Source organism: Lentzea albida (genome assembly GCF_900111005.1).
GTDB classification, from domain to species: domain Bacteria; phylum Actinomycetota; class Actinomycetes; order Mycobacteriales; family Pseudonocardiaceae; genus Lentzea; species Lentzea albida.
The window spans coordinates 155896-169317 of sequence record NZ_FOFV01000013.1; the positions used below are offsets into that span (position 1 = coordinate 155896).

Annotated in this window: 10 protein-coding genes; 8 read left to right on the forward strand and 2 right to left on the reverse strand. The window is 70.5% G+C overall.

Features of this window, described 5'->3' with window-relative positions:
• Window positions 1-9 precede the first annotated feature (9 nt).
• Window positions 10-489: a DUF4262 domain-containing protein gene (locus BMY74_RS29055; RefSeq protein ID WP_089921643.1), complete on the reverse strand. Its 480-nt coding sequence runs from the start codon at window positions 487-489 to the stop codon at window positions 10-12.
• A gap of 200 nt (window positions 490-689) precedes the next feature.
• Between BMY74_RS29055 and BMY74_RS29060 the strand changes: the two genes are divergently transcribed.
• From BMY74_RS29060 to BMY74_RS29075, 4 genes are all read left to right on the forward strand, one after another.
• Window positions 690-3752, forward strand: coding sequence for a TIR domain-containing protein (locus tag BMY74_RS29060; RefSeq protein ID WP_089921644.1), 3063 nt, complete (start codon window positions 690-692; stop codon window positions 3750-3752).
• Between the two features lie 118 nt (window positions 3753-3870).
• The gene (locus tag BMY74_RS29065; RefSeq protein ID WP_177229971.1) at window positions 3871-4344 is read left to right on the forward strand and encodes a sigma-70 family RNA polymerase sigma factor; all 474 of its coding nucleotides are present in this window, start codon (window positions 3871-3873) and stop codon (window positions 4342-4344) included.
• On the forward strand, window positions 4337-5371 hold the full coding sequence (locus BMY74_RS29070; RefSeq protein ID WP_089921646.1) for an NsdA family TPR-like regulatory protein: 1035 nt from the start codon (window positions 4337-4339) through the stop codon (window positions 5369-5371). Before BMY74_RS29065 ends, BMY74_RS29070 begins: the two co-directional genes overlap by 8 nt.
• Before the next feature lie 58 nt (window positions 5372-5429).
• The gene (locus BMY74_RS29075) at window positions 5430-6233 is read left to right on the forward strand and encodes an SAM-dependent methyltransferase (RefSeq protein WP_089921647.1); all 804 of its coding nucleotides are present in this window, start codon (window positions 5430-5432) and stop codon (window positions 6231-6233) included.
• Here BMY74_RS29075 and BMY74_RS46340 read toward each other — a convergent pair.
• Window positions 6230-7837 (reverse strand): PI-PLC domain-containing protein, encoded by a 1608-nt coding sequence (locus BMY74_RS46340; RefSeq protein ID WP_245786420.1) that lies wholly within the window; start codon window positions 7835-7837, stop codon window positions 6230-6232. The two genes, BMY74_RS29075 and BMY74_RS46340, sit on opposite strands and share 4 nt — an antisense overlap.
• Before the next feature lie 162 nt (window positions 7838-7999).
• Here BMY74_RS46340 and BMY74_RS29085 point away from each other — a divergent pair, with 162 nt between their 5' ends.
• From BMY74_RS29085 to BMY74_RS29100, 4 genes are all read left to right on the forward strand, one after another.
• Entirely contained in the window at window positions 8000-8506 is a 507-nt protein-coding gene (locus BMY74_RS29085; RefSeq protein WP_089921648.1) for a SigE family RNA polymerase sigma factor, read from the forward strand.
• Window positions 8503-9432, forward strand: coding sequence for an LCP family protein (locus BMY74_RS29090; RefSeq protein ID WP_177229972.1), 930 nt, complete (start codon window positions 8503-8505; stop codon window positions 9430-9432). The genes BMY74_RS29085 and BMY74_RS29090 overlap by 4 nt, the downstream gene beginning before the upstream one ends.
• An 86-nt stretch (window positions 9433-9518) precedes the next feature.
• Complete coding sequence (locus BMY74_RS29095) at window positions 9519-12278, forward strand: helix-turn-helix transcriptional regulator (protein ID WP_089921650.1); 2760 nt, start codon at window positions 9519-9521, stop codon at window positions 12276-12278.
• 143 nt (window positions 12279-12421) lie between these two features.
• A complete protein-coding gene (locus tag BMY74_RS29100; RefSeq protein ID WP_089921651.1) occupies window positions 12422-13342 on the forward strand; it encodes a hypothetical protein in 921 nt (306 codons plus the stop codon).
• Window positions 13343-13422: the final 80 nt, after the last annotated feature.

Below are 13422 nucleotides of genomic sequence, written 5' to 3' on the forward strand. Positions count from 1 at the left end.
ACCGCGCCCTCACCCGCCTGGCGGCCCCGCTCTCACCCCCAGCACCGGCTGCCCTCCCACCATCCCGTCGTAGGAGCTGTCCCACGGCCAGCGCCCGGCCTCGTCGGCGTGCACGAGCTGCAGGGCCTCGATGCCCTCGCCGTACAGCCGCGCGGACACCAGCAGGTGCGCCCACGGGCGGGCCACGCGGACCACCTCCAGCAGGGGGCCGCCGGGCACCGTGAAGCGCTTTCCCGGGGGTGGGAGGCAGCTGTGCGCGAGGTGTTCCGCCATGTCGTCGAGGAGGCGGCCCGCTTCGAGGACGGGCATGCCCGTCACGACCAGTTCCGGTAGGCCTCGGGGGCTCAGGCCCACCGTGTAGGCCCAGGGCGGGTGGGCCCGGTCCCGTTCCACGGCCTGGACGGCCCAGCCCCGTGCGGCTATGCAGCGGCGCAGCGTGGCCAGGTGTTCTTCCATCCGGTCGGCGGGGTGGTCGCAGTCCCAGCACATGGTGGTCTCCTCGGATCGGTGGTGGATCCAGTGTGCCGAGGAGCACCGACAAGATCGTTTGAGCGATTCGTTGACAGAAAGTTGACAAACGATCTGTGGGCCGTCTGGATCGTTAATCTGCGACGCACGGAGGAACGTGCATGCGCCAACAAACGCTTCAACCCGAAGTAGCACAAGGGCACCACCCAGCTGGGGACTGAATGCGCATCGAACCCGGCAGCCCACTCGCGGACGCGGTCAAGGCCGCGCGGTCCGCCGCACTGCGCGGCAACGTGCTCGGCGTCGACCTCGCCTACGAGAAGGCCGCGAAGATCAGTCCCGCCGTCGCCCACGACCACTGCTCGACGTTGCTGAACCTCGGTGCGATCGCCAAGGCCGCGCAGCGCTGCGACGAGTACCTGCAGGCGGGCAACGACACGACGTTGCGCGTCCTCAGAGCCCAGATCCGCAGTGCCGCAACCGATCACACCGCTGCCGAGCACGACGTGCGCGAGTTGCGGCGGTTGAAGCTCACCGAGTTGGAACAGGCCCGGCTCGCGCGGGTCGCGGCGCTGGCCGCCGCGGACTTCTACGACTACCCCACGGCCGAGAGCGAGCTCGACGCCGCCGAACGGCACTTCCGCCGCGCCGGGAGGCCCGAGTACCTGGAACACATCGGGCGCGACCGGCTCCTGCTGGACGTGCGCAGGAGCACGCGCGTCGCGAAGCTCGGCGACCGGACTCCCCGCACTCCCATGGAGTTCCTCCAACGGGCCGCCGCGCTGCGCCGCGAGGTCCGGTACGAGGAAGCGCTGGCGTTGATGACGCGGTGCGTCACCAGCTACCAGATCGAGGCCGCGCTGAGGTTCGCCGTCCTGTACGAGCTGACGGTGCTGCTGGTCATGACCCGGCAGGCGGGTGCGGCGCGCAAGCTCTTCCCGCTGCTGGTCGCGGCCGCCGGGCCGGAGGTGGTCTCGCGGCTCCCGGACGCCACGCAGGCGCTCAGCCCGGAGCGCAGGCTCTCCCACGTGCGCCGCCTGATCGCCGAGGACGAGCTGCTCAAGGCGGAGGGCATGCTGGGCGAGGGGAACTCCCCGCTGTGGCACCTGACCGCTGCCGAACTGGCTCACGCGCGGGGACGGCTCGACCAGGCGGTGCTGCACTTCGAGGTCGCGAGCCGGTCCGGTCACGCCGAGCTCACCGCGCTGGCGTTGCGCGGGCTCGGGGACGCGTTCGCCGACGCGGGCGACGAGGACCTGGCCGCCCAGCACTGGGCCGAGTCGCACCGCATCGAGGACACCATCGCCGACCACCGCGACAGCCCCAGCGTCAAGCTGCGGATGCTGCGCACGGCACCCGGTGTGCAGGACGGACGGGTGCGCGCGGCCGCTCGCCGCGTCCGCCGCGAGGGCGACAGGGCGCTGGCGGGGCTGGTGGTGGCGGTCGAGGCGGCCAGGGGCACGTCGATCCTCCCCGAACCGCGCGAGCTGCCGAGCTTCACCGACCTGCGGGCGGCCCGGCGCTGGCTCGCCGGCATCACGCGGCACCTGTCGAAGGACCAGGTCGTGTGGATGATGCACGCGACACCGGACCGGCTGCACCACCTGGTGATCGGCCGCGGGATCACGCACGTGACGACCGACGTCCACATCGGCGACCTCACCGACACGATCCGCCGCCTCAAAGCGTGGAAACCCAAGTACGACAAGGCCATCCTCGGCGCCCTGCTGGTCGAGCTGGCCGGCCTGATCGCGTTGGACGACGTCGTGAAGGTCCTGCCGCCCAAGGCTTCCAGGATCGTCGTGGTGGCGGGGGACGTCCTCGCCGACGTCCCGCTGGCGGGCCTGCCGCTCACCGGCACGACCCGTTTCCTCGGCCTGACGCACGCGCTGTCCAGCCTGCCGTGCCTGTCCGCGCTGCGACCGCTGCAACGCCGGTCCCGCCGGCGCAGGGGTGACGACGCGGTGGTCGTCGGGGAGGCCTCCGAGCTGCACCGAGCCGTCCGGGCGGGCCGGTTCCACCGCCTCCGCGTCAACGCCCACGGCATGCACGACCGCATGAACCCCGACCAGTCGTGGCTCCAGTTCGGCGACGGACAGGTGACCGTGGAGGCGTTGGGGCAGATGGACTTCAGCGCGTTCGGCACCGTCGTGCTCGGCGCCTGCGAGTCCGGCATGACCCAGCAGCGCGGCCGCGACGAACGGGCCGGGTTCGTCCGCGCGGCCATCACCGCGGGTGCGGCGTCGGTCGTCGCCGCCCGCTGGAAGGCCGACGGCGAGGCCGCGCGGAAGGTGCTCGACGCGTTCGACCGCAACCTCGCGAGCCTGCCCCGGGATCGCGCCCTGCAGCACGCGCTCGGAGAAGTCGCCGATCGGCACCCGGCGGACTGGGCGTGCTGGTCCCTGCACGGCGACGCGGGCGTCCAGACCTCGGCGGGCCCGCTGCGCAGACGACTCAGGAAGAACGGAGACCCCGTGCCGCTCGAGACCCGCCCCAAGGTGTTCCTGTCGTTCGCGGGCAAGGACCGCGAGCACGCCGAGCGGCTGCGCGCCGACCTGGAGGCCCGCAACGTCAACGCCTACCTGGACGAGAACGCCGGCGCACCCGGTGGCGACGTGGCCGCCGGGATCGACGAGGAACTGGCGACCTCGGACTACTACGTCCTGCTGTGGTCGGCGAACACCCTTCAACGCGAGTGGGCCGCCGCGGAGTGGACACCGGCGTTCACGCTGGAGATGACACGCCGGCGCGCCTTCCTGTTCGTCGTGCGGCTGGACGAGGAACCGCTGCCGCCACTCCTCGCACCGCGCAAGCACATCGACCTCCGGGACGCCGCCGACCGCCTCGTCGCGGTGTGGCGCTCCGACCGCAAGTCGGAGCTCCCCGTGTTCCCGCAACCCGTTCCGCCGACGCCGCAGGGCCCGACCACCGCGATCTCGGTGCGCAGCCACGACCTCGGCACCACGCACGTCGTGATGACACCGCTGCACCTCACCGGCACCGCGCTGTACCGGGCGGTGTTCGACGCGCTGCAGCTCCCGACCGAGCAGGCCACGTTCGACGGCACGGTCGGGATGCGGTTCAGCTACGAGCTGTACCAGCAGAACGAGCCGATCCCCGACGACGAGTCCACTGTGGAGCTCGCCTCCGACGTGGTGGACATCGCGGTCCGCGTCGAGTCGTTCGGCAGCTCCTCCGGACGGGGTGAGGACGTCGACGAGGGCTTGGAGGTCGACCAACAGCGCATGTTGCTGGTCGCGGCCTTCCGCCACCTGCTCCCCTAGGCAACCGATCGGGTGAATTCCCCTCCCGCTGTCAGCCTTTGCTGGTTTCAAAGCCTGTAACCGGTGAAGGTCGCCGTCGGGCGGTGAACGACACGAGCGGACGCTGAAGGGAAGGCCGTTGAGCGCACCGGATCAGGGCTTCGCGGAGTTCTTCCGCGAGTGCCGGCCCGTGCTGACCAGGACGCTGACGGCTCTGAGTGGCGACACCCGCGTGGTCGAGGACATCGCGCAGGACGCGTTGCTGATCGCACAACACCGGTGGGGCGACATCCGCGCGTACGACAAGCCCGAGGCGTGGGTGCTCAAGGTCGCAATACGCCTTTTGCGGCGCTGGGAGCAGAAGTACGCACGAGAAACCCCTCTGGCCGAAGTGCCTGAGGGCGTCCAACCGGCGCACGACGTGGAGGCGTTGCACTCGGCGTTGCGCGAGCTCTCCCCCAGGCACCGCGAGACCGTGGCGCTGCACCACCTGCTCGGGTACTCGGTCAGCGAGATCGCCGCGGTGCTGGTGGTCGGCGAGTCGACCGTGCGCACGCACCTCACCCGCGGCCGGGCCGAGCTGCGGCGGATCCTCGGAGGCAGTGATGAGTGAGCTGCTGGACCGGTTCGAGTTCGACGACGCGGTCGAACGGATGTACCGCGCGGGCGAGGCCGCCGAACGGGCCGGTCGCCTGCGCGAGGCGGCCGTGCACTTCCGGGTCGCCGCCGACCAACACCTCGGTGACGCGGCCGTGCGGCTGGCCCGCGTGCTTTTCGCACTAGGCGAGGAGAACGAGGCCGCGCAGTGGTGTGCGGCTGCCGTGCAGGACGGGTTTTCCGAGGCCGAGGAGTTGGTCCTCGAGAACTCCCTGAAGCGGCAACGGTTCTTGGAGCACGCGGCCCGGATCATGGTCGGCGCGCCCACGTTCGACTGGCTGCCGTCCGGCATGCCGTCCCGGCACATCGCCGCCCCGGAGATCGCGAGGCGCACCGCCGCGTTGCGCGCGCTGGACGAGCGCTATGGCGGAATTGCCTGCCACACAGCGGTTCTGGAGCACCTGGCCGACGTCGAACCGATGGTCGTCGTGGGCGACGTCCCGACGTGGACCGCCGTCGCCGAGGTCTACGAGCTGGCGGGCTGGACGGCGTTCGACAGCGGGCAGCCGGGCACCGCCCTCCCCCACTTCGCGCACGCCCTGACGCTGGCGAGGCAGGCCGAGGACGAGTCGCTGATCGCGTCCGTGCTGACCCGCGCCGGCCGGATGTTCCTGCACCACAACGCACCCGAGGACGCGCTGAAGGCCTTCCAGCTCGGTTTCGTGGCGGCGCACAACGCGTGGGCCGACCGCCGCGTGCTGGACGATCCCCCGCAGGCCATCGCCTCACTCACCACCAAGGTCCGCACCTATGACGAAGGCAGGTCCCGCACCCTCGCGTTGACGGCGTTGGCCCGCAACCACCTCGCACTCGGTGACGTGGCCGCGGCGACCGGGTTCGCCGCGGAGGCCGTGGCGTCCGCGCGGAACCTGCGGTCGGCCCGCGCCGAGGACCACCTGCACTGGCTCGATCAGGAAGCACGGGCCGCCGGCGCATCCGTGCTGGCAGAGCAGATCTCGGCCCGTCCCGCACGCTCGGGCTGACGCTTTCACCCGATCCGGGCCGATACACGCGTGCGTGCATGCGGGTAGGTTCTCCGTCATGGCCGAGCCTTTCTCCTGGGTGCCCGCGGGGATCAACACGGACGTGCCGAGCGCAGCGCGCGTCTACGACTTCCTGCTGGGAGGTGGCCACAACTTCGCGTCGGACCGCATGGTCGGCGACAAGGTGCTGCAGATCCTGCGCGACGGCCGTGCCATCGCCTCGTCGAACCGCTCGTTCATGCGCCGTGCGGTCCTGCTGATGATGGAGCAGGGCATCACGCAGTTCCTCGACCTCGGCTCCGGCATCCCCACGGTCGGCAACGTCCACGAGATCGTGCAACAGGAGAACCCGGACGCACGGGTCGTGTACGTCGACTACGACGAGGTGGCGGTCTCGCACAGCCAGCTCATCCTGGAGGGCAACGCCAACGCGGGCGTCGTGCAGGCGGACATGTGCCGCCCCGACGACGTGCTGTCCGACCCGGTCGTGAAAGACCTGATCGACTTCTCCAAGCCCGTCGGCCTGCTCATGGTCGCCGTGCTGCACTTCGTCTCGGACGACAAGGGCCCGGCCGAGGTCGTCGCCCGCTACCGCGACGCCGTGCCCGAGGGCAGCCTGATCGCGCTGTCGCACCTCACCGCCGACTTCAAGCCGGACGAGATGGGCGGCGTCGTCGAGGCCATGAAGCACAGCCGCGACCCGATGTACTTCCGCGGGCTCACGGAGTTCGAGCCGATGTTCGCCGGCATGGAGGTCCTCCAGCCGGGCGTCGTCCCGGCGCCGCAGTGGCACCCGGAACTCGGCCCGGCCGGAGAGGGCGGCCCGGAGGACGTCTACGTGGGCGTGGGCCGCAAGCTCTAGCGGAACTTCCAGGCCTGGGCCGCGGAACCGTTGCAGGTCCACAGGTTCAGGCGGGTGCCCGGCGTGGTCGACGCACCGGGGTTGTCCAGGCACAGCCCCGACTGCGGGTTCTGCACCGAGCCGTCCGACCGCACGCGCCACTGCTGCGCGCCTGTGCCGTTGCACTGCCACAGCTGCACGGCGGTGCCGTTGGTGGTGCCGCCGTTGTCGACGTCGAGGCACCTGCCGGCGATGGCGATGGTGCCGTCGGCGACGACGCGCCACTTCTGCGCGTAGGTGTTGTTGCAGGTCCAGATCTGGACCGGGTTGCCGTTGGCGGTGCCGCCCTTGTCGTTGTCCAGGCACAGGCCCGAGGGCAGCTCGACGGATCCGGCGCCGGACGGGTGGCGCAGAGCCGGGAGTGACGGCGTGTTCAGGTGGTAGAAGTCGACGGCCAGGTAGTTCGGGGTCTTGCGGGCGGCCGGCTCGCAGAAGCGCTGGGCGCGGTCGGCGGTCTTCGCGTTGTCGGTGCTGACGGTGCCCTGCATCGGGACGTCGCGGAAGTGGTTCATGACGTACAGCGGGCGGAAGCCGGCTTCCGTCGCGGTCAGGGGTTTGTCGGACCAGCGGGAGTAGCAGGACCAGTCGCTGCTGCCGACGCCCGCGCCCATGGACCAGTAGTTCTCGACGGTCCAGTCGCGCTGGTAGAGGACACCGGAGTCCTCGCGGCCGTCACGGCCGTGCGAGGTGAAGATGAGCAGGCGCTTGCCGGACGCCCTCATCTGCGACAACGTCGGCCAGCCGTGCTCGCGCACGCCCTCGGCGCGGAACAGGACGTCGTTCAGGCCTCGGACGCGGGCCAGTTCGGAGCGCAGGACGTCGGCGGAGACGTAGTCCTCCAGGAAGACCGTGATGACCTCGGTGGGGCGTGACTTCAGGAAGTCGACCATGCGCTGGAGGTCGACATTCAGGGCGACCGGCTTGCTGACGGCCGTGCAGCTGTTGTGGCAGAGGATCGCGCCGTCGGGGGTCTGGTGGATGTCGAGCATGAAGCCGCGGACGCCGTCGTTGAGCTGCTGCACGATGCCGCGGGACTGGTTCGGGGCGATGTTCGCGAACATGAAGCCGCCGTCGACGCCGTTCGCGTAGGCGTTGTGGGAGGTCAGGAACGTCATCTCGTCCAGCCGCGGGTCGGCAGGGGTCTGGACGCGGACGGGGTTCACGGGCGTCAGAAACCACGTGTCGTCGCCCGTTCCGACGCGGACCTGGTCGGTGCCGGACGCGATCAGGTAGCGGTCGGCGCCGGGGTCCTTGAAGCGGTATCTGTCCTGGTCGTCGAGCAGGCCGACCCACTGGGCCGCGGCACTCGAGCAGCCGACCATCTGGGTCGCGTCGCCGTTGCGGCCGAGGCACAGGCCGCCTTCGGAGAGCGTGCTGCCGTTCCAGGAGAACTGCTGGCGGTCCTCGTTGCCCTTGGGGCGGTGCTGCTGGACCGAGGAGCCGGAGACGGCCGCGTTCTGGCCGGTCACGGCGCTTTGCAGGTAGTAGTTGCCGGTGGGGGCGGCGGCCGCGTCGACGGGGACGAGCAGCAGCGGCAACAGTGCCAGTGCAGGGATGATGCGCATGAGGTGAAGGCTGGCGCACACGCATGAACATGAAAAGGATTCACACCGAAATCCGGCCGAACCGAGACCTCTGTGGCCCAGGACACAGAATCCGATGCAGCGGACGGAGCAGCGAAGGGGGTTTCCCACTCCGCAAACGACCGAGGACGAGAAGGGGGCGGCGTGGGGTTCGACCAGTTCGTGGCTGATCGGCTGGACCGGCTGTTGGGGTACGCCACCGCGATCACCTGTGACAAACACCTGGCGCAGGACATCGTGCAGAACGTGCTCCTGCGCGCGCAGGGCAAGTGGGAGCGCATCGGGGCGATGGACGCGCCCTACCTGTACGTGAAGCGCATGGTGACCAACGACTACCTGTCGTGGCGGCACCGCAAGGCGGCACGCGAGATCGCCGTGGAACGCGGTGAGCTCGTCAGGCACGCACCGGCGATGGCGGATCCGGCTGACGCGCACGCCGAACGGGAGGCCATGCGCGCACGCATCGCCGTCCTGCCGCGCAAGCAACGTGCCGCGTTGGTGCTGCGGTTCTACGAGGACTGCAGCGACGCCGAGATCGCACAGGTGCTCGGATGCACGGAATCCACCGTGCGCAGTCAGCTCTCTCGCGCACTGCAGACGTTGCGCACTCACGAACTCGCCCGGTCCGCCACCCTGGGGGTGCACTCATGAACGACCTGATCCGCCAGGCCATCGCCGCCGAGGCCGACGAGCGCGTCGACTCGCGGACCGTGCTGGCCAACCTGCACAAGGCCAGGAAGGCCAAGCCGTTCGGCATGATCATCGGGGTCGCGACGCTGACCGTCGCGGCGGCGGCAGCGGCCGTCGTCATCCCGACGACGATCAAGAAGACCGAGGCCGCGCCGCCGGCGAACGCACCGGTCTCCGGAGCGCAGAACGTCCTGTTGATCGGCACCGACGACGACCGCCGCGCGGACGCGATCGTGCTCGCGCGTTTCGAGACCGACGGATCCGCGTCGATCATCTCGCTGCCCCGCGACATCCACGCCGGCACCGGCCAGGACAGGCTCAGCGGCCTGTTCAAGGACGATCCGCGCAAGCTGACCGCGGCAGTCGAGGACCTGACCGGGACGAAGGTCGACCACTACGCCGCGGTCGCGATGTCCGAGTTCGGCCGGGTCGCCACGGCCGTGGGCGGCATCGAGGTGTGCTTGAACAACTACGTGATGGACGAGTACAGCGGCGCACACTTCATGGCGGGCAAGAACACGCTCGTCGGAGAGCAGGCGCTGCAGTTCCTGAGGCAGCGCCACGGTCTCCCCGAGGGTGACCTGGACCGGGTCAAGCGCCAGCAGGCGTTCCTCACCTCGTTCGCGGCGAAGATCACGAAGGACAAGGCCCCGGAACTGCTGCAGTTGCTCGAACGGTCGATCGAGTACGACGAGGGCTGGGACCTGCTGCAGTTCGCGTCGCGGTTCCAGGGGCCGGTGAAGGTCCGGAGCGCGACGCTGCCCATCGGCGAGGAGGTCCAGCGCGACGGCATCCAGGTGTACGCACCGGATCCGGACCAGTCGAAGAGGTTCGTCGAGGACCAGTTCGGCGGCGGGGGTCCGACCGAGACCGGGTGCGTGAACTGACGATCACTCGGATGGAGCATCAAGTCGCTCTTCTGCGCAGCCGATGATCTGCATGTAGCGCGCGAGACGGCCGCTACGATCGATTTGTGCGCGAACCACTTGAACGTGACTCCGAGATCGCGCACCTCCGTGAAGCCCTGGACGCCGCCACCCGTGGTGAGGGTCGTGTCGTCGTCATCGAAGGGCGTGCGGGCATCGGCAAGACCAGGCTCGTGCACGAGTGCCGCGAACTGGCCAAGAAACGCGGTTTCGGCAGGTTGCAGGCCGTCGGCGACGCCCTGGAGAGCGCCATGGCGTGGGGCGTCGTCCGGCAGATGGTCGAGCGGTCGGTGTCGCGGTACTCCGGCGAGATCCGCGAGAAGATCCTGGCCGGGCCGTCCGGGGCGGCGTTGAAGGCGCTGGACGACGCCGCGCTCGACCCGAGCCAGGCCGAACTGGCCCGCACGCTGCACTCGTTGTGGTGGGTCGCGGTGGACCTCTCCTCCACCCGCCCGCTGCTGATCACCGTGGACGACGCGCACTGGGCCGACCACTCGTCGCTGCAGTTCCTCGTCTACCTGTCCCGCCGGATCGCGGACCTGCCGATCGCGCTGGTCGTCGCGACCCGGCCTCCGATGGACAACCTCGGGCCGCTGGCGCAGCTCAGCGTGTCCGCCGACCGGTTGCTGCCGCGGCCGCTCACCCCGGACGCGCTCGGTGCGCTGGTCGGCGGGCACCCCGAGGTGATCACCGCCCTGCACGCGGCCAGCGGCGGAAATCCTTTCCTGTCGGGTGTTCTGGTCGACGAGCTCGCCGCTCTCGGGCTGCCGCTCGACGACGCGGCGACGGCGGAGGAGGTCGGTGCGCTCGGACCGAGCACCGTTTTCCGCGCCACGCTGGGAAGACTGCCCGCCGACGCGGTGTCGCTGGCGGGTGCGGTCGCCGTCCTCGGCACGCACGCCGATCCGTGGCAGGCAGCGGACCTGGCCGGGGTGACCGACCTGCCCGGCGCGGTCGAGGCGTTGACGGCGGCGAACGTGCTGGTGACCGGCGAACACCTGGAGTTCGTGCATCCCGTTGTGCGCGAAGCGGTTCTGACGGGGTTGGGACCGATCGCGCGTGCCTCGCTGCACGCGCGTGCCGCGAAGTCGTTGCAGGAACAGCACGCGCCCGCCGATCGCGTGGCAGCGCACCTCGTCCACGCTCCCAAGGGGACGCTGCCGGACGCGGCCGAGGTGTTGCGGAAAGCCGCGGCGGCGTTGCTGTCGGCGGGAGATCCGCGCACGGCCGCGGCGCATCTGACGCGTGCCGCCGAGGAGGAGCCAGGCGACGCCGGACTGCGCGCGGAGCTCGGCCGGGCACTGCTGCGGGTCGGTGACGCCGTCAACGCGCACCGGCACCTGAAAGCTGCGGCACAAGCACTTCCGGACGCGGAACTGGTGGCCGCGGCGGCGTCGGCGACGGCCGCGCTGGAGGGTCCGGCCGCGGCGATCGCGGAACTGACCGAGGCCATCGCGGCCCGTCCCGGCGGCGAGTCGCGGCTGCACCTGGAGGCGCGGCTCGCGGTCTTCCGCTCGTTCCTCCCCGACCAGCGCCGCACCGCCTCCGAGCACCTCAGCGCGTACGCGGGCCTCGCGGGCAGCACCCCCGACGAACGCACGCTGCTCGGGCTCCTCGCGCAGATGGGCCGCTACGAGGTGTGGCCGCACGACGAGGTGGCCACGACGGCGACGCGCGCGCTCGCGAACGGTGCGTACCTCGACGACGCGACGGGCAGCACGGACGCGATGGTCGCGTGGCTGGTGGCGTTGCTCGCGCTGATGGCCGCGGACGGCGTGGACACCGCACGGCACGAGATCGAGCGCGCGCGGCTGAAGGTCCGCCGGCACGGGTCGCCGATCGAGTTCGCGATGGTGGCCAACGCGTCGCTGTTCCTGAACTGGCGCTGCGGCGACATGCAGGTCGTCGAGGCGGAGGCCGAGGCCGCACTGGCCGCCGTCGCGCACGAGGACCCGGTGTCCGAGGTGATCAGCCTGCGCGCGACCTCGACGCACTTCGCGGTCTACGCGGCGCTCGAACGAGGTGACGTCGCGGCGGCGCAGGCGTTCATCGCGGCGTTCGACGGCAAGCACGCCGATGCCCGGCTGACCATGCCGATGATCTGGCTGCACGAGGTGCGCGCGTTGATCGCGCTGGCCGAGGGCGACGCACGGCGTGCGATGTCCGAGGCCTACCGCCAGCGCGACGCGATGCACCAGGTGCACGTCGATCCGCCGACGATCCCGTGGCGCGCGGTGGCGACGAGAGCGGCACTGCTGCTCGGCCAGCACGAACTCGCTCTGGAACTGGCCACCGAGCAGCTGGAGGTGGCCAGGAGGTGGGGCGCGGCCACCGAGGTCGGAGCGGCGTTGCGGCTGCTCTCGAACGCGGACCCGGACGCGCGGCTGGAGCTGCTGACCGAGTCCGTGTCCGTGCTGGAGCAGTCACCGTCCCGCCTGGAGCTGGCCCGATCGCTCGTGGACCTGGGCGAGGCGCTCCGGGTCGTGCGCAGGCGGACGGACGCGCGGGAGCCGTTGCACCAGGCCATCGACATCGCCGAGAAGTGCGGCTCGACCGTGCTGCGGACCCGTGCGGCCGAGGCGTTGGAAGCGCTCGGCGACCGGCCGCGGCGCCAGGTCGTGGTGGGTGCGGAGGCGCTCACGGCGTCCGAACGCCGGGTGGCCGACCTCGCGGCGGCGGGCAGGGCGAACAGGGAGATCGCGCAGGAGCTGTTCGTGACGCCCAAGACGGTCGAGAACCACCTCGGCCGGATCTACACGAAGCTCGGAATCGCAGGTCGCAGGGACCTCGCCCGCGTTCTCGCCTGAGACGGAGCGACGTGGGGGTGTGCCTGATACACCCAACTTCCGAACAGCGGTGTTGAGGGTTCTCCCCTCATGCCCTTGGGGGTCCGCCTCGGCGAATCTTGTGTCACCGCAGGGGAAACACAGGAAATCGAGGGGACACCGAAATGATCCGCAACGCTCTGGTCGCCGCCGCCGCTCTCACCGCCGTCGTCGCACCCGCCACCGCCGTGGCCGACCCGATCATCGGCACGCCGCCCCCGTGCGTCGGCGCCTCCGACCTGGCCGGCCCGCAGTTCAACGTCAAGAAGTGCGGCGTCAGCGACGTGGACCAGCACCGCGCCGGCCTGGAGAGCAACGGCAATGCCTACTGCGGCCCGGCCTCGCTCTACAACGTCCTGCACTACTGGGGCCACCAGAAGGACGCGCCGGTCGGCTGGCTGACCACCAAGGTCGGCAACCTCGACCCCAAGGACCCGTCCGACTTCAGCGTCATCACGAACTCGATCTGGCGCATCGGCGTCGACGCCAAGTACGACGGCGGCACGAGCCTCGGCAACCTGCGCAAGGCGTGGGACGTCGCCACCAAGCCCGCCCGCGACGCCGGGTGGACCACCTCCACGGGCGCCGTGAGCACCCACGAGAACCCGGACTTCGCCGGTGACCTCGCGAAGAAGCTCAACGAGGGTCCGATCCAGCTCGTGTACGGCCGCTACAAGGCGGGCCCCACCACCGGTTCGCTGCAGCGCAGCGGTGGCCACATCGTCACCGTGGTGTCCGCGACCGGGTCGTTCGGCGGCAGCACGATCCAGCTGAAGCTGGCCGACCCCGGCCGCGCGGGCGACAGCGGTCAGGGCGACTACCTCTACACCCAGTCCGCCTACGAGTCGCTCGACGTCACGCTGACCAAGCGGTCGATCAAGGAGTACGTGCCGGTCAAGGACGACGAGAACACCCGCGAGGACGAGTCGCTCGAGCCGGGCACGTACCGGACGGTGACGCGCTGGGAGCTCACCGGGCCGCGCTACGTCAGCGACACCACCCGGCAGATGGTCGAGGCGTTCAACTGGTTCGACATGGCCAAGTAGTTCGCCGGGCTCGCAGGGCACTCTTCCGGACCACGTCCGCTGGGGCCGCATCCCTTCTGGGGTGCGGCCCTTCGGCAGCG

What these genes read in the sequence shown, in the direction of transcription:
- BMY74_RS29055 (WP_089921643.1), bottom strand. Translation starts at nt 489, where the DNA reads ATGTGCTGGGACTGCGACCACCCCGCCGACCGGATGGAAGAACACCTG.
- BMY74_RS29100 (WP_089921651.1), top strand. Translation starts at nt 12,422, where the DNA reads ATGATCCGCAACGCTCTGGTCGCCGCCGCCGCTCTCACCGCCGTCGTC.
- BMY74_RS29075 (WP_089921647.1), top strand. Translation starts at nt 5,430, where the DNA reads ATGGCCGAGCCTTTCTCCTGGGTGCCCGCGGGGATCAACACGGACGTG.
- BMY74_RS29090 (WP_177229972.1), top strand. Translation starts at nt 8,503, where the DNA reads ATGAACGACCTGATCCGCCAGGCCATCGCCGCCGAGGCCGACGAGCGC.
- BMY74_RS46340 (WP_245786420.1), bottom strand. Translation starts at nt 7,837, where the DNA reads ATGCGCATCATCCCTGCACTGGCACTGTTGCCGCTGCTGCTCGTCCCC.
- BMY74_RS29070 (WP_089921646.1), top strand. Translation starts at nt 4,337, where the DNA reads ATGAGTGAGCTGCTGGACCGGTTCGAGTTCGACGACGCGGTCGAACGG.
- BMY74_RS29060 (WP_089921644.1), top strand. Translation starts at nt 690, where the DNA reads ATGCGCATCGAACCCGGCAGCCCACTCGCGGACGCGGTCAAGGCCGCG.